14 protein-coding genes are annotated in these 14,918 nt (G+C 72.7%); 7 read left to right on the forward strand and 7 right to left on the reverse strand.

Translation table 11 applies throughout. The features are described from left to right. Positions 1–172: 172 nt before the first annotated feature. Positions 173–787, reverse strand: coding sequence for an HAD family hydrolase (locus tag ACFE67_RS04670; RefSeq protein ID WP_375405709.1), 615 nt, complete (start codon positions 785–787; stop codon positions 173–175). Between the two features lie 72 nt (positions 788–859). Between ACFE67_RS04670 and ACFE67_RS04675 the strand changes: the two genes are divergently transcribed. From ACFE67_RS04675 to ACFE67_RS04700, 6 genes are all read left to right on the forward strand, one after another. Next, positions 860–1,690, forward strand: coding sequence for an NAD(P)H-hydrate dehydratase (locus ACFE67_RS04675; protein WP_375405710.1), 831 nt, complete (start codon positions 860–862; stop codon positions 1,688–1,690). A 94-nt stretch (positions 1,691–1,784) separates the two neighbouring features. Continuing rightward, entirely contained in the window at positions 1,785–2,294 is a 510-nt protein-coding gene (locus ACFE67_RS04680; protein WP_375405711.1) for an FMN-binding protein, read from the forward strand. A 1-nt stretch (position 2,295) separates the two neighbouring features. Continuing rightward, entirely contained in the window at positions 2,296–3,174 is an 879-nt protein-coding gene (locus ACFE67_RS04685) for an FAD:protein FMN transferase (protein ID WP_375405712.1), read from the forward strand. Beyond that, positions 3,171–4,712 carry an FAD-dependent oxidoreductase gene (locus ACFE67_RS04690; protein WP_375405713.1) on the forward strand — a complete coding sequence of 514 codons (1,542 nt, stop codon included), beginning with the start codon at positions 3,171–3,173 and terminating at the stop codon, positions 4,710–4,712. The genes ACFE67_RS04685 and ACFE67_RS04690 overlap by 4 nt, the downstream gene beginning before the upstream one ends. Before the next feature lie 40 nt (positions 4,713–4,752). Continuing rightward, complete coding sequence (locus ACFE67_RS04695) at positions 4,753–6,012, forward strand: glycosyltransferase 87 family protein (RefSeq protein WP_375405714.1); 1,260 nt, start codon at positions 4,753–4,755, stop codon at positions 6,010–6,012. A gap of 9 nt (positions 6,013–6,021) precedes the next feature. Beyond that, positions 6,022–7,299 (forward strand): MFS transporter, encoded by a 1,278-nt coding sequence (locus ACFE67_RS04700; protein WP_375405715.1) that lies wholly within the window; start codon positions 6,022–6,024, stop codon positions 7,297–7,299. 97 nt (positions 7,300–7,396) lie between these two features. Here the strand turns inward: ACFE67_RS04700 and ACFE67_RS04705 are convergent, their stop codons facing one another. From ACFE67_RS04705 to ACFE67_RS04730, 6 genes are all read right to left on the reverse strand, one after another. After that, positions 7,397–8,017 carry a response regulator transcription factor gene (locus ACFE67_RS04705; RefSeq protein ID WP_199706488.1) on the reverse strand — a complete coding sequence of 207 codons (621 nt, stop codon included), beginning with the start codon at positions 8,015–8,017 and terminating at the stop codon, positions 7,397–7,399. An 82-nt stretch (positions 8,018–8,099) separates the two neighbouring features. Then, entirely contained in the window at positions 8,100–9,407 is a 1,308-nt protein-coding gene (locus tag ACFE67_RS04710; protein ID WP_375405716.1) for a hypothetical protein, read from the reverse strand. Beyond that, positions 9,404–10,600 carry an ATP-binding protein gene (locus ACFE67_RS04715; protein WP_375405717.1) on the reverse strand — a complete coding sequence of 399 codons (1,197 nt, stop codon included), beginning with the start codon at positions 10,598–10,600 and terminating at the stop codon, positions 9,404–9,406. Before ACFE67_RS04715 ends, ACFE67_RS04710 begins: the two co-directional genes overlap by 4 nt. Positions 10,601–10,748: 148 nt before the next feature. Beyond that, a complete protein-coding gene (locus tag ACFE67_RS04720; protein WP_375405718.1) occupies positions 10,749–11,417 on the reverse strand; it encodes a DNA-binding response regulator in 669 nt (222 codons plus the stop codon). 60 nt (positions 11,418–11,477) lie between these two features. Further along, positions 11,478–12,683, reverse strand: a complete 1,206-nt coding sequence (locus ACFE67_RS04725) for a homoserine O-acetyltransferase (RefSeq protein ID WP_375405719.1) — start codon at positions 12,681–12,683, stop codon at positions 11,478–11,480. Positions 12,684–12,756: 73 nt separating this feature from the next. After that, on the reverse strand, positions 12,757–14,070 hold the full coding sequence (locus ACFE67_RS04730) for a bifunctional o-acetylhomoserine/o-acetylserine sulfhydrylase (protein ID WP_375405720.1): 1,314 nt from the start codon (positions 14,068–14,070) through the stop codon (positions 12,757–12,759). A gap of 74 nt (positions 14,071–14,144) precedes the next feature. Between ACFE67_RS04730 and ACFE67_RS04735 the strand changes: the two genes are divergently transcribed. Further along, positions 14,145–14,915, forward strand: a complete 771-nt coding sequence (locus ACFE67_RS04735; RefSeq protein WP_375405721.1) for an SDR family oxidoreductase — start codon at positions 14,145–14,147, stop codon at positions 14,913–14,915. Positions 14,916–14,918: the final 3 nt, after the last annotated feature.

Raw genomic sequence — 14,918 nt, forward strand, 5'->3', positions numbered from 1 at the left:
TGGCGAGGGTGATCGGCGAGGACGGCGAGGTGCGCGGCATCCTGTTCCTCGAGGACGTCATCGAGGAGCTGGTCGGCGAGGTCCAGGACGCGACCCGACGTTGACGTTTCGTCGTTCAGGAGTCTTGGCGCGGCGAAGCCGTCGCTAGAACTCCTGAACGACGAAAAGTCGCTCAGACCAGGGACTCCAGGAACGCTCGCAGCGACGCCGGGTCCGTGTAGACGTGGCCGGTGATGCCGATCGACTCGGCGCCGCGCACGTTGGGCTCGCGGTTGTCGACGAAGACCAGATCCTCGGGAGGCAGCCCCAGCGCCTCCGCCGTGTGCCGGTAGATCGCCGGGTCGGGCTTCAGCAGCAGCAGCTCGCCCGAGACGAGGACCTGCTCGAACAGCGCGCCGATGGGGGAGAAGCGGAACGCCGAGCCGTAGTCGGGGTGCGCGTTCGACAGCAGCGCCAGGCGGGTCCCGCCCGCAGCGAGGTCGGCCAGGACCCGCACCGCCTCCGGGTCGGCCGAGGTCCAGCCGCGGAAGTCGAGCGCCCACATCCGCTGGGCCTGCGGCACGTCCCACTCGAGGCCGAGCGCCGCCCCGATGCCGAGCCAGTACTCGGTGGTGGAGATCAGACCCTCGTCCAGCCGGTCGCGGTCCGCGTCGTAGGCGCGCAGGAGGTCCTCCACGGGGACACCGGCGGCCTCGGCCATCCGAGCCCGGTCCTCCTCCGACGGCGAGAAGGAGATCACCTCGCCGTAATCGAAGACGACCGCTCGGCCCGGCAGGGAGATGCTCACGAGCAGCCACCGTACCCAGGGGCGCTGGTCGAGCCGTGGCAGGCTCGGCCGCGTGACGGCAGGGTCGTACGGATGACAAGGGGCTTCTCGGCGGTGGAGGCGGCGCGGGCGATCGCGGTGCCGACCGGTGCGAGCGACAAGTACTCGCGAGGCGTGCTCGGGGTCGTGACCGGCTCGGACGAGTTCCCCGGCGCCGCGGTGCTCGGCGTCGAGGCCGCGTCGCGGACCGGCGTGGGCATGATCCGCTACCTCGGTCCCGACCGGGCTGCCGCGATGGTGCTGGCCCGTCGCCCGGAGGCGGTGACCGCCGAAGGTCGCGTGCAGGCGTGGTTGCTCGGTTCCGGCACGTCGCCCGGGCGGGACGACGACGAGCGCATCCGGCTGATGAACGTGCTGGACCAGGGCCTGCCGACCCTCCTCGACGCCGGCGCGCTCGACCTCGTACCGGAGGCGACGGGGCCGACGGTCATCACGCCGCACTTCGGCGAGCTCGTGCCGGTGCTGAGAGCGGTCGGCGTCGCGGTGACGAAGGACGACGTCGCCGCCGATCCGGAGCGCTGGGCGGTCCGCGCCGCAGCCGAGACCGGCGTCACCGTGCTGCTGAAGGGCGAGACGACGATCGTCGCCGATGCGACCGGGCTGCGCTTCGCGGTCCGGTCCGGGCCGCCGTGGCTCGCGACCGCCGGGTCGGGCGACGTGCTCGGCGGGGTGCTCGGCGCGCTGCTGGCCACCCATCAGGCGGAGCTGGCCGAGCGGCCGGAGCTGCTGGCCGAGCTCGCGGGCGCTGCCGCCTGGATCCACGGCGAGGCAGGTGCGGTCGCCTCGGGCGGCGGGCCGATCCAGGCGCTCGACATCGCCGAAGCCCTGCCGGCCGTCATCAGGAGGCTCCTCGCCGGCATATAGCCGATCCATAGCCGAATCGACCAGGTCGACCCCGAGCCTGCGGCTACGGTCGAACGGCGACGTCGACTCCGGCGCGCGAAGGGAGCTCCGCCGCATGACGATCCGCCCCCAGCACGCCGCACGTGCCGCCTCCGCCGCCGCGCTCGCCGCGGTCGCGATCGGCGTCCTCGCCTCCTGCTCGTCGCAGACCGCAGCCGGCGAGACCGGCAGCGGCAGCGCTCCGAGCGGCACGAGCGCCTCGAGCGACACGGCGAGTTCCAGCACTTCCGGCAGCTCCGGCACTTCCAGCAGTTCGAGCAGCTCGAGCACCGCCGGCGCGAACGGCACCTGGACCGAGAGCGGCAGCTACTCGACTCCCGGTGGGCAGGAGTCCGTCAAGGTCACCCTGACGGCGAAGGCCGGCACCGTGACCGCCGTGAAGGTGACCGGATCCGGCGGCACGCCGAACTCGCAGCAGTACCAGTCGGCCTTCACGTCCGGGATCTCCTCCGCGGTGGTCGGCAAGCCCCTCGCGACGCTCAAGGTCGGCGCGGTCAGCGGCTCCTCGCTCACCGGCAACGGCTTCAACGCCGCGGTCGAGAAGATCCGCGCGGACGCGGCCTGACGTGCTCGCCCCCGGAGGCGTCCGCACGAGCCTCTCGTTCGAGGCGATCGGCACGCGGTGGACGATCACCACGGCCGAGCCCATCGACGTCGCGCTCGCAGAGCGGCTCGCGCAGGTGATCGCCGACTACGACGGCACGTGGTCGCGGTTCCGCGACGACTCCGGCGTCGCCCGGATCGCGCGCGGAGCGGCCGTGGACCTCGGTCCCACCGCGCCGCCGCTGCTCGACCTGCTCGACGACCTGCGGAGGCGGACCGGCGGCGCGATGGATCCCTTCGTCGCCGCGTCCCTCGACCACCTCGGCTACGGCGCGTCCGGCGACCTGACCGCTCTGCCCGGCTACCTCCCGGCGCCACGGGCGGCGCTCGCCCGGACCGGCACCACCGTGCGCGCCGAGCCGCCGGCGCTGCTCGACGTCGGCAGCGCCGGCAAGGGGCAGCTCGTCGACCTCGTCGCCGCCGAGCTCGCCGACGCCGGGAGCGGTGATTCGATCGTCGACGCGAGCGGCGACATCCGCGTCTCCGGCGCCCCGCTGCGGGTCGCCCTCGAGCATCCCTTCGACCCGACCGCGGCGATCGGCGTCGTCGAGGTGACGGACGGTGCGATCGCCGGCTCGGCCGTCAACCGGCGCGACTGGAGCGCGGAGGGGGGCCGCCGCCTCCATCACGTGCTCGACGCGCGCACCGGCCGCCCGGTCGAGACGATCGCGGCGACCTGGGTGCTGGCGGACACGGCGATGCTCGCCGACGCGCTCGCCACGGCGCTGTTCCTGGTCGCACCGGAGGAGCTGCTGGGCGCCTACGACTTCCGCTACGTCACGATGCGGACCGACGGCGTCGCCTCCTGGTCGCCCGACCTGCCCGGGGAGGTGTTCCGTTGAGGCCCCTGCTCTCCCGCGTCGACGCGGGCATCGGCCGGGTGCCGATGCTGCGGCTCGTGCTCGCCGGGCTGATCGCGCTGGCCGTCGCCGCGCTGGTGCTGTCCGCCGTCGGGGTGCTGCAGTTCCCGTTCGCCGCCCTGCTCGCCACCCTGGTCGTCGCGGTCGCCGCGTCCTGGATCGGTGACCGGGGGATGGCGGCGCTCGCCCGCGCGCGGCCGGTGGGGGAGTCGGCGCTCGTCACCGGGCTGATCCTGTTCCTCGTCGTCTTCCCGGCCTCGACGCCCACCTCCCTGCTGCTGACCGCCGCCGCCGCGCTGGTCGCGAACGCGTCGAAGTACCTGATCCGGCTCGGCGGCCGGCACGTGCTCAATCCGGCCGCGACCGGGCTCTTCGTCGTCGGGCTCACCGGCCTCACCGGCTCGGCGTGGTGGGTGGCGACCCCGCTGCTGCTGCCGATCCTCGTCGTCGCGGTGGTGCTGGTGATCGTCAGGACGCGGCTCGTCGGGCCGGTCGTCGTGCTCGTCGTGCTCGGCGCGGTCCTGCAGACCGCCGCGGTCGTGGCCACCGGCGCCGACGTCCTCACCGCCGCGGCGCTGCTGCCGTCGACCCCGCTGCTGTTCCTCGCCGGGATCATGTTCACCGAGCCGATCACCCTGCCGCCGCGCCGCGGGCAGCGGTATGCGGAGGCGGTGCTCGTCGCGATCCTGCTCGCGGTGCCCTACATCGCGCCGATCTCGCTGCTGACGCTGCGGCCGACGCCCGAGCTCGCCCTGCTGATCGGCAACGTCTTCGCGCTGATCGTCGCGCGGCCGGTCGCGTCGGGGATGCGCCTGGTCGAGCGACGGGTCCTCACCCCGACCGCCGTGGAGTTCGCGTTCCGGCCCGACCGGCCGCTGCCGCATCGCGCGGGCCAGTACCTCGAACTGCACGTGCCGCACCGCCGGGCCGACTTCCGCGGCACGCGACGCAGCTTCACGATCGCGTCCGCGCCGGAGGAGGCGGACGGCACCGTCCGCGTCGCCGTGCGCCTCAGGAAACCCGCGAGCAGCTTCAAGCGTGCGCTCGACGAGCTGCCGGTCGGCTCCCCGGTACGGGCGGTGACCGTCACGGGCGGCTTCACGCTGCCGGACGACCGCACCGTCCCCCTCGTGCTCGTCGCGGGCGGGATCGGCATCACCCCCTTCATCAGCCAGCTGCGGCACGACGCCGCCGAGGTCGCCGCCGGTGCCCGCGCGCGGGACGTGCTGCTCGTCGACCGGGTGCCGGGGGCAGACGAGATCCCCTACCTGCCCGAGCTCGCGGCGACCGGTGTGCGGGTGCTGCTGGTCTGTCCGGACCCGGAGGCGCTGCCGCCGCTCCCGGACCACTGGCACGTGGTGCGGGCCTTCGACGCGGCGGCCCTCGCCGCGGTGCTGCCGGATCCTGCCTCGCGAGTCGCCTACGTCTCGGGGTCCCCGAGCTTCCTCGGCACGGCCAGGTCGGTCCTCGCGCAGGTGGGCGTGCGCCGCGTCCGCACCGACGCCTTCGCCGGCTACTGAGCACCACCTCGACCGCGCGAATGTCGGTACGGTCGCCCGTGTGACCGAACCGCGGCGCCCGCGTCCCGCGTCGACGGTCCTGGACCGGTCGCTGCTCGCGGCCGCGTTCGTCGTGACCCATGTCGTGCTGTCGGTGCTCGACTACACCGGCGCCCCGAACCAGCCGGCCGGCGACGTCACCGGGGTCTACCGGTTCTGGATCGACTACTGGCACGCCACCGGCTCCCTCGTGGGCATCGACACCGAGTGGGTGTACCCCGTCGCCGCCCTGCCGCCGATGCTGATCGCGGGTCTGCTCGGCGACGGCCCCTACCTGCTCGTCTGGCTCGTGATGGTCGCGGCGCTGGACGCGGTCGCACTCGTCCTGGTCGCCAGGAGGGGGCGCGCGCTGGCCTGGTGGTGGCTCGCCTTCACCGCGCTGCTCGGCCCGGTCGCGCTGGCGCGCATCGACGCGATCGCGCTGCCGCTCGCCGTGGTCGGCGTGCTGCTGCTCGCCGACCGGCCCGCGGTCGCGGCGACGCTGCTCACCCTCGCGGCCTGGATCAAGGTGTGGCCCGCCGCGCTCGTCGCCGCGGTGCTGCTGACCGGCCGGCGCCTCGCCGTCACGATCTCCGCTGCAGCGCTCACCTCCGCCGTCGTCATCGGCCTCGCGCTGCTGGCGGGTGCGCGCGGCACCGTGTTCTCGTTCGTCTCCGCGCAGGCCACGCGAGGGCTGCAGGTGGAGGCGCCGGTCGCGATCCCGTGGCTGTGGTCCGCTGCGCTCGGCGACCCTGGGGTCGGCGTCTACTACGACACCGACATCCTCACCTTCCAGCTGCGCGGCGACGGGGTGCAGGCGGTCGCGAACGCGATGATCCCGGTGCTCGCGATCGGCGTGGTCGTGGTGACCCTCCTGGCGCTGCTGGCCCGCCTCCGTCGCGCGTCGGCGGTCGAGGTGCTGGCAGTGACCTCCCTCGGGTACGTCAGCGCGCTGGTCGCGCTGAACAAGGTCGGCTCGCCGCAGTACCTGACCTGGTACGTGGCACCGGTGATCCTGGGGCTGCTCGTCGCGCCCGCCCGGTTCCGCGTCCCCGCTGTGCTGGTGCTGGTCGCGGCCGTGCTGACCCAGCTGATCTACCCGTGGTTCTACGGCGGCGTGACCACGCCGACTGCGTGGGTGATCGGGGTGCTCACGATCCGCAACGCGATCCAGCTGGCGCTGCTGGTCTGGTGCCTCATCGAGCTGCGCGCCCTGCCGTCCGAGCCGCGCCTCCGCTCGACGTTCACGATGCCGTCCGGAACGGAGCGGGAGCTCGCCTAGGCTTGTCGGGTGGGTCCCGACGTCCGCGGCCGGGCGGACAGCACCCCGGCTCCGCACTCCCGCGGCGTCATCGTGCTGGCGCTGCTGGCGCTGGCGCTCGGCGGCTTCGCGATCGGTTCGACCGAGTTCGTCGCGCTCGGCCTGCTGCCCGACATCGCGCGCGAGCTGCTGCCGGCGACGTGGGCGCGGTCGAACTCGGACGCCCTCGCGCAGGCGGGGGTGATGGTGTCCGCGTACGCGGCGGGGGTCGTCGTCGGTGCGCCGACGATCGCGGCCTTCGGCGCCCGCCTGCCGAGGAAGGCGCTGCTGCTCGGCCTCCTCGTCGCGTTCGTGCTCGCCACCGTGGCGACCTGCGTGCTGCCGGGCTTCGGGCTCGTGGTCGCGGCACGGTTCGTGGCCGGCCTGCCCCACGGGGCCTACTTCGGCGTCGCGACGCTCGCAGCCACCGAGCTGCTCGGGCCGGGTGCCCGGGGTCGTGCCGCCGCGTTCGTGCTGGCCGGGCTGACGACCGCGAACGTCGTCGGGGTGCCCGTGATCACGGCGATCGGTCAGGCCGCCGGGTGGCGGACCGCGTACCTCATCGTCGCGGCGGCGTTCGCGCTGACGTTCGTCGCGGTGCTGGTCGCCGTACCGCGCGGTCCCGGCGACCCGACCGCGACGGTGATGAAGGAGTTGAGCGCGTTCGCGCGGCCGCAGGTCTGGTTCGCGGTCGCGCTGGGTGCCATCGGCTTCGGCGGCCTGTTCTCCGCGTACACCTACATCGCCCCGATCACGACGAACGTCACCGGGCTCGGCGCCGGCGTCGTGCCGATCGTGCTCGTCGTGTTCGGCATCGGGATGACGATCGGCAACATCGCGGGCGGCTGGTTCGTCGATCGCGGTGTCCGTCGCGCCGTGCTCGTGTGCTTCGTCGGGGTGCTGGCATCGCTGCTCGTGCTCCTGATCGGGGCCTCGAGCCCAGTCGGGCTCTTCGTCGGGGTCCTCCTGATCGGCGTGTTCTCCGCAGCGCTCAGCCCCGCGATCCAGGTGCGCCTGATGGACGTCGCGAGGGGCTCGACGACGATCGCCGCCGCCTCCACGCACTCGGCGCTGAACATCGGCAACTCGCTCGGCGCCGCGCTCGGCGCCGTCGTGATCGCCGCCGGCCTCGGCTACCTGGCGCCGATCGTGGTCGGCGTCGGCATGACGGCCCTCGGCCTCGTCATCGCGGGCATCGCCTTCGGGGTGGAGGTCCGTGCCGGCCGCACCGCGCTGGCCCGCCCCGACCTCGCCGGCCCCGACGCCTGACGCACCCTCCGTTTTGTAGGAAGACTCTTCCTACAAAACGGAGAATGCGGCCGGCCCTCTCGAAAGAGGACGGGCCGCACTCGTGTCCAGACCGAGGTCAGTCGGTCTGGAGGAGGATGCCGTCCTGGATCGCGCGCTTGCGCAGCGCGACCTTCGTGCCGACGTCGAAGCCCGCGACGCGGTACTTCTCGCGGATGCGCTTCAGGTACGACTTCGCGGTCTCCTCCGAGATGCCGAGCTCGTAGGCGACCGTCTTGACGGGCTCGCCGCCGCCGTAGAGCGCCATGACGCGGCGCTCCTGCGCGGACAGCTTCGGCGAGCCGCCGACATCGCCCGAGTTGATGGCGAGGTCGAGCTCGGCGGAGATGTAGGACTCGCCCCGGCCGGCCGCCCGGATCGCCTTGACGATCATCGAGATGTCCTCGCTCTTCGGCACGTAGCCGAGCGCGCCGGAGGCGAGTGCCTCGCGGACGATCTGCGGCTCCGAGTAGCTCGACATCAGCACGGTCGCGACGCCGGTCTGCTTCAGCTGCGCGAGTCGCAGCGACACCGGCGAGTTGTCCTTCAGGTCGACGTCCATCAGGACGACGTCGACCGGGAACTTCGGGTGCGTCAGCAGCTCGGTGAAGGTGGTCACCGCGGCGACGAGCTCGATGTCCTCGTAGCCGCGGATCCACTCCGTCAGGCCGCCGAGCAGCATCCGATGGTCGTCGACCATCGCGAGGCGGATGGTCCGGGTGTCAGTGGTCACTCGTTTGGCTCCGGTTCTGAAAGACGGTCGATTCTGGAAGAAGTGCTGATCAGCGGTCCGTCGGGCGATCGACGACGCAGTCGATCTCCACGCAGAGGCTGCCGCTGCGCTGCGAGTCGGTGTGCCGTCCGACCTTGCGCATAGCGTCCCATGTGGCCGGGTCGACCCGGCCACGCGCCACGCCGGTCGTCTGCACCACGATCGGCACATGCATCGTGCGTGCCTTGCCCTCGATCGCGCGGGCCGGTCCGATGGTGATCTCGATGGTCGCCCTGGCCGACGAGCGACGGGAGCGCTCGGGCGAGTCGCCGAGCATCAGCCACACGGCCTGCAGCAGGCCGTCCCGCTGCTTCGGTTCGAGCAGCCCCGCGAGCGACTCGGGGTCGGACAGCGTGACCGCGCGGCCGAGCAGCTCCGATTCCGTGATCGCGTGGTAGAGCCAGGTCTGGCGGCGCCCCTCGATCAGATGGAGGCGCAGCTCGGTCGCGAGCTCGGCGGCGGCCTGCGCCCCTGCGGGGTTCAGGGGCAGCCGGGTGCGGCCGGAAGCGATGCCGTCCATCAGCTGCTCGGCGGCGAGGTCGAGGCGCGCGAGCTCCACCGACGCCAGCATGCCGACGGAGAACCTGGGCGCCGTGACCGTGGAGGCGACGAGGACCCGTTCCAGCTCGGCGGAGACGATGTTGCGGAACACGTGCACGATCCACGCGGCGACGATCGGCGGGGCGACGGCCTTCGCGATCATCGCGATCGCCTCGATGATCCCGGCAGGAGGCAGGCCGGACGACGTCGCCGAGATCGCGACGAGGATCGTGAGCGACAGGCCGAGCAGTCCCGCCGCGGCCGTGATGCTGCGGCTGGAGCGCACGCCGACCATCGCGAGCAGCACGAAGCCGGCGGCCGGCGCAGCCGTGAGGTCGTGGCCGAGGTCGCGGTTCTCCCACACGGCCGCCGTGTCGAGCGCGACGACGACGCCGAGGCCGCCGACGATGCCGAGGCTGACGATCGAGTCGAGCACGTCGCCGGCGGTCCGCGCGGCGAGGGCGAGCACGACGAGCAGGCCGGCGAGCAGCAGCCAGGCGAGCGCGGCGAGGCCCGCGTGGTCGGCATCGGCGTAGTCGCGCCACTCGCCGGCGAACCTGACGACATCGAACGACAGCAGCAGGACGGCGACCAGCGTCGCGGCGATGCCGATGAACCCCGTGCCGAGGCTGGTGCGCGACGATCGGAAGCGCTCCGAGCCCAGGTGCGGAAAGCGCATCGACGGCAGCCGGCGGTGCGGCTCGTCGAGCGTCGGGTGGACGCGCAGGTCCGCCTTCGGCGGCTCGAGCGTGGTGTCCCGCTCGGGTGCGACGGTCATCGGGGCATCTCCAGTACGACGGTGGTGCCGGAGCCCTGCGCGGAGAAGACCCTGGCGGTGCCGCCGGCCTCTTCGATCCGGCCGACGATGGACTCGCGGTAGCCGAGCTTGCCCGCAGGCACGGCCGCCGGCTCGAAGCCCACGCCGTTGTCGGTGACGAGCGCGCGCACGCTGGCCTCGTCGTCGGTGATCGTGACGTGCGCCTCCTCCACGCCGGAGTGGCGGCGCACGTTCTCGAGGCACTCGGACAGCGCGAGCAGGAAGGCGTCGAGGCGGTCGGGACGGAGGGAGACCGTGCCGGCGCCGTGCCAGCTGACATCGAGCCCGAGGCGCTCGAAGCGGGCCCGGACGGCCTGCAGGCTGTCGCTCTGCAGCCCGTCGGCGCCGGTGCTAGCGCCGTCCTTGCCGCTCATCGAGATGGGTCCGGGTGAGAGCCGGAGCTGGCGCAGGAGGCGGGCGTCGTCGCCGGCCTGGCGCCGGAGGGCTTCGCGGCTGACGCCGACGCCGGAGTGCGCGAGCAGCGTCAGGGTCGCGAGCACCGTGTCGTGCAGCAGCCGGGCGCCCTGGCGGCGCTGCGCCTCCGTCTCGCTCGCCTGCCGCTCGCTGCGGTGCGCGCGGCCGATGGAGGAGACGCGGCGGGCGGCGCGGAGGAGGCCGGCGGAGAGCACGGACCCGGCGAGCGTCAGCCCCGTCCAGGACGCGAGGACCGAGAAGCCGACGAAGCCGAGGGACGCCGGGTCGTTCAGGAACAGGATGACGGAGGTGACGAAGGTCACCGCGAACGCCGCGACGAGGACGATCATCCGGCCGAGGCTGGTGGTCAGCACGATCGAGACGGCGGCGATCGCACCCGCGACGAGGAGGCGGACGGCGTCGACCGCTCCGGGGCTGACGGGGAACGGCTGCGGCTGACCGATCAGGCCGTTGAACGCGCCGAGGGTCCCGAGGCGGGCCAGGATCGCGGTGACGAGGCCCGCGAAGACCGCGACGGAGGGCCAGACCATGGCCTTCGAGGCGCCGATGCGCACCAGGGCGAAGACGAGCACGGTGTAGCCGGGAGCGACGAGCAGCAGCAGACCCGGGCGGGGGTCCGAGAGGACCAGCAGCACGATCGATGCGCCGGCGCACACGAGACCCACGAGTCGAGCGCTGATGCCGAGGAGGCGATCGCGCTGTTTGAGGATCCGTTCCATGACTTTCCTGCGGCCCCAGGTCGTGAGCGCACCCCGGGGCCGTGAGGAGCGCCCGGTCATGGAAACACGGTCGCTCCGGCGCGCAAGGTTGCCACACCGGTTGAAGGTTGTGCGTGGCCCACGACCTGCGGGAAGTGGTATCAGTCACCTACTCCGGGGCGATCCAGCCCTCTCGGAGGGCGTGGCGCCGGAGGAGGACCTTCGTGCCCAGGTCGACGCCCGCCATGCGGTACTTGCGCCTGCCGCGCTTGATGTAGCTCTTCGCGGTCTGGTCGGTGGTGGCCATCTGCTGCGCGACCTCGTGCACGCTGCGCCCCTGCGCGTACAGCTGCAACGCCGTCAGCTCCTGCCTGCCGAGGTTCGGGTCGGCGCGGTTCGCCCAGGCGTCGAGCGCGTCCTGCACCGAGGGCGCATGGTGCGCGCGCCCGTCTGCGGCGGCGTGCACCGCGGCGACGAGCTGCTCGGCGGGCTCGCTCTTCGGCACCAGGGTGAGTGCGCCGGCCGTGAGCGCCGCATGCACGGTCGCGGCGTCGCGGTTCCTGGCCAGCGCGATCGCCGTGATGCCGATCTCGGCGAGCTGCTGCACCTTCGTCTCGAACGGCACGTCGTCCTCGAGCCCGAACTCGACCACCACCACGTCGACGGGGAACGCCGGATGGGACAGCAGGTGGTCCCAGTCCGTGACCGCGGCGACGACCTCGATGTGCGCGCGGGGGGCCGACAGCCGTGCAGCGAGCCCCTCGACGAGAAGGCGGTGATCGTCGACGAGGGCGACGCGGATCCTGCGCCGGCGCGCATCCGCCTCCATTGCCGTCATCCGCACCTCCCGGGCACACCGATGCTAGGGGGCGCCGCGACCCCGGGGGCGCGCCCGAGGTCAGTTGTCGAGCAGCCGATGCAGTGCGGCTCCGACGGCGTCGCGCTCGATCAGGAAGGCGTCGTGGCCGAAGTCGGATTCCACGAGCGTCGGCTCCTCGCCGTCGAGGGCGCCGAGGAGGTGCCGGGCGATCACGCGCTGGTCCTCGAGCGGGTACAGGCGGTCCGAGTCGACGCCCAGCACGAGCGCCGGACCGGTGTAGCGGCCGAGGGCCGCAGCGATGCCGCCGCGGTCGCGTCCGATGTCGTGCGAGGTCATCGCGTCGACGAGGCGGATGTAGCTGTTCGCGTCGAAGCGGCGGGTGAACCGGTTGCCGTGGAAGTCGAGGTAGGACTCGACCGCGAACCTGCCGTGGTGGCCGAGGGGCGAGACCCCCGACTGCCAGGAGCGACCGAAGCGGTCGTTCAGCTCGCCGGGGCTGCGGTAGTTCAGCAGCGCCATCCGTCTGGCGAGCGCGAGGCCGCGGTGGGGGCCGTCGCCGTCGGCCGCGCCGTAGTAGTCCCCGCCGCGGAACCGTGGATCTGCCCGGACCGCCTCCGTCTGCACCGAGTTCAGCGCGACCTGGTCGGCGCTCGATGCCGGCGGGGCCGCGAGCACGGCGAGCCGCCCGACCCGTTCCGGAGCGGCCACCGCCCATTCCAGCGCGTGCATGCCTCCCATGGATCCGCCGATCACGGCGGCCCAGCGATCGATCCGGAGCGCATCCGCGAACGCGACCTGCGCCGCGACCTGGTCGCGGATGGTGAGGTAGGGGAACCGCCCGCCCCACTCGCTCTGGTCGGGCCCGAGCGATGCCGGTCCCGTCGTGCCGGCGCAGCCGCCCAGGACGTTCGGCGCGACCACGAACCAGCGGTCCGTGTCGATCGCCAGGCCGGGGCCGACGACGCCCTCCCACCAGCCCTCGGTCGGCTGGCCCGGGCCGGGAGGCCCGATCAGGTGCGGGTCGCCGGTCAGGGCGTGCAGCACGAGCACGGCGTTGCCGCGGTCGGCGTCGAGCGTGCCCCAGCTCTCGTAGGCGATCCGCACGCCGGGGAGGCGCACGCCCGCCTCCGTCGCCACCGTGCCGATCGTCGCGAAGGATCTGGCGCCGACCGGATCGCCCTCGCGCCAGGCGCCGCTGGCGGGCGGTTTCCCGACGAGGCTGCGCGCGTCGGCGTCCGTCACGGGTCGTACCGCGACGGTGTCCTCCGAGGTCTGCCAGTCCATGCCGCTCCCAGTATGGGCCGACGGACTCTCCGTTTTGTAGGCAGGACCTGCCTACAAAACGGAGAGTCCGGGATCAGACGGTGGCGCGCAGGGTGCGGGCGGCGCGCAGGCCCGCCTCGAGGTCGGCCTTCAGGTCGTCGATGTGCTCGAGGCCGACGGAGAGGCGCACGAGGCCCGGCGTGACGCCGGTCGTCAGCTGCTGCTCGGGTGTCAGCTGCGAGTGCGTCGTCGATGCCGGGTGGATGACGAGCGAGCGCACGTCGCCGATGTTCGCCAGGTGGCTGAAGAGGGTGAGGCTCTCCACGAACTTCCGGCCGGCGTCGACGCCGCCCTTCAGCTCGAACGAGACGACTGCGCCGACGCCCTTCGGCGCGTAGTGGTTCGCCGCGGCGTACCAGGGGCTGGACGGCAGGCCCGCGTAGTTCACGCTGGCGATGTCCTCGTGCTCGTCGAGCCACTCCGCGATCGCCTGGGTGTTCTGCACATGACGCTCGATGCGCAGCGACAGGGTCTCGATGCCCTGGATCAGGCTGAACGCCGTGTCGGGGGAGACCGCGGCGCCGATGTCGCGCAGCAGCTGCACGCGCGCCTTGATGATGTAGGCGAGCCCGTCGCCGACCGCGGCCGTGTAGGAGGCCCCGTGGTACGACGGGTCCGGCTCGGTGAGGCCCGGGAACTTCTCGACGAGCGTCGACCACGGGAACGTGCCGCCGTCGACGATCGCGCCGGCGACGACCGTGCCGTGTCCGCCGAGGAACTTCGTCGCCGAGTGCACCACGATGTCGGCGCCGTGCTCGAACGGCCTGATCAGATACGGGGTCGCGATCGTGTTGTCGACGATCAGCGGCAGATCGTGCGCGTGCGCCACGTCCGCGACGGCGCGGATGTCGAGGATGTTGATCTTCGGGTTGCCGATCGTCTCGGCGAAGAACAGCTTCGTGTTCGGGCGCACGGCCGCGGCCCACGCCTCCGGGTCGTCCTGATCCGTGACGAAGGTCGTCGTGATCCCGAGCTTCGCGAGGGTGTACTTGAACAGGTTGTAGGTGCCGCCGTAGATCGAGCTCGACGAGACGATGTGGTCGCCGGCGTGCGCGATGTTCAGCACCGCGAAGGTCTCCGCCGCCTGGCCGGAGGCGAGCAGCAGCGCCGCCGTCCCGCCCTCGAGCGCCGCGATGCGCTCCTCCACGACCGCCTGGGTCGGGTTCTGGATGCGGTTGTAGATGTTGCCGAACTCCGCGAGGGCGAACAGGTTCTGCGCGTGCTCGGTGGAGTTGAAGACGTAGGAGGTCGTCTTGTAGATGGGAGTGGCGCGAGCGTTGGTGACGGGGTCGGGCGCCGCCCCGGCATGGATCTGCTCGGTCTCGAAGTGCCAGGTGTGGTCGGTCATGGCCGCGACGCTAGGAGCCCTGCCGCGAGAGGACAACGGCGGACGCCATGGGACGTAACGGTTGACTGTGCGTCATGACGAGACGCGCGGTGGTCACAGGAGCGAGCACGGGGATCGGCTGGGCGACCGTGTCCCTGCTCCGGTCGCACGGGTGGGAGGTCGTCGCGGTCGCGCGCCGCGCCGAGCGGCTCGAGCGGCTCGCCGCCGAGACCGGTGCGGAGGTGTTCGTCGCCGACCTGACGGACGCCGCGCAGGTGTCGGCGCTCGCCGAGCGTGTGGCGGCCGACGGGCCTCTGCACGCCCTCGTCAACAACGCGGGGGGTGCCCGCGGGCTCGACTCGGTCGAGTCGGGGGACGTCGACGACTGGCGGTGGATGTTCGAGGCGAACGTGATCGCCACCAAGCAGGTGACGGGCGCACTGCTGCCCGCGCTCCGGGACGGTGCGGAGGAGACGGGCAGCGGCGACATCGTGACCGTGACCTCCATCGCCGGGCACACGCCCTACGCCGGTGGCGGCGGGTACAACGCCGCGAAGTTCGCCGAGCACGCGCTCGTCGCGGTGCTGCGGATCGAGCTGGCGGGCGAGCCGCTCCGCGTCATCGAGATCGCGCCCGGCATGGTGCGGACGGAGGAGTTCTCGCTCAACCGCTTCGGTGGCGACCAGGCGCGCGCCGACGGGGTCTACGCCGACGTCGAGGCGCCCCTCACCCCGGACGACGTGGCCGAGGCGATCGTGCACGCGCTCGAGCTGCCCGGCCACGTCAACCTCGACCTCGTGACGGTCAAGCCGGTCGCGCAGCCCAGCACGCAGGCGCTGAAGGGTCCCCTCCGCGTCAAGCGCTGACGG

Source organism: uncultured Amnibacterium sp., from assembly GCF_964244015.1.
Taxonomy (GTDB): Bacteria; Actinomycetota; Actinomycetes; order Actinomycetales; family Microbacteriaceae; genus Amnibacterium.

What these genes read in the sequence shown, in the direction of transcription:
- ACFE67_RS04735 (WP_375405721.1), top strand. Translation starts at nt 14,145, where the DNA reads ATGACGAGACGCGCGGTGGTCACAGGAGCGAGCACGGGGATCGGCTGG.
- ACFE67_RS04720 (WP_375405718.1), bottom strand. Translation starts at nt 11,417, where the DNA reads ATGACGGCAATGGAGGCGGATGCGCGCCGGCGCAGGATCCGCGTCGCC.
- ACFE67_RS04725 (WP_375405719.1), bottom strand. Translation starts at nt 12,683, where the DNA reads ATGGACTGGCAGACCTCGGAGGACACCGTCGCGGTACGACCCGTGACG.
- ACFE67_RS04705 (WP_199706488.1), bottom strand. Translation starts at nt 8,017, where the DNA reads ATGGTCGACGACCATCGGATGCTGCTCGGCGGCCTGACGGAGTGGATC.
- ACFE67_RS04710 (WP_375405716.1), bottom strand. Translation starts at nt 9,407, where the DNA reads ATGACCGTCGCACCCGAGCGGGACACCACGCTCGAGCCGCCGAAGGCG.
- ACFE67_RS04730 (WP_375405720.1), bottom strand. Translation starts at nt 14,070, where the DNA reads ATGACCGACCACACCTGGCACTTCGAGACCGAGCAGATCCATGCCGGG.
- ACFE67_RS04680 (WP_375405711.1), top strand. Translation starts at nt 1,785, where the DNA reads ATGACGATCCGCCCCCAGCACGCCGCACGTGCCGCCTCCGCCGCCGCG.
- ACFE67_RS04675 (WP_375405710.1), top strand. Translation starts at nt 860, where the DNA reads ATGACAAGGGGCTTCTCGGCGGTGGAGGCGGCGCGGGCGATCGCGGTG.
- ACFE67_RS04715 (WP_375405717.1), bottom strand. Translation starts at nt 10,600, where the DNA reads ATGGAACGGATCCTCAAACAGCGCGATCGCCTCCTCGGCATCAGCGCT.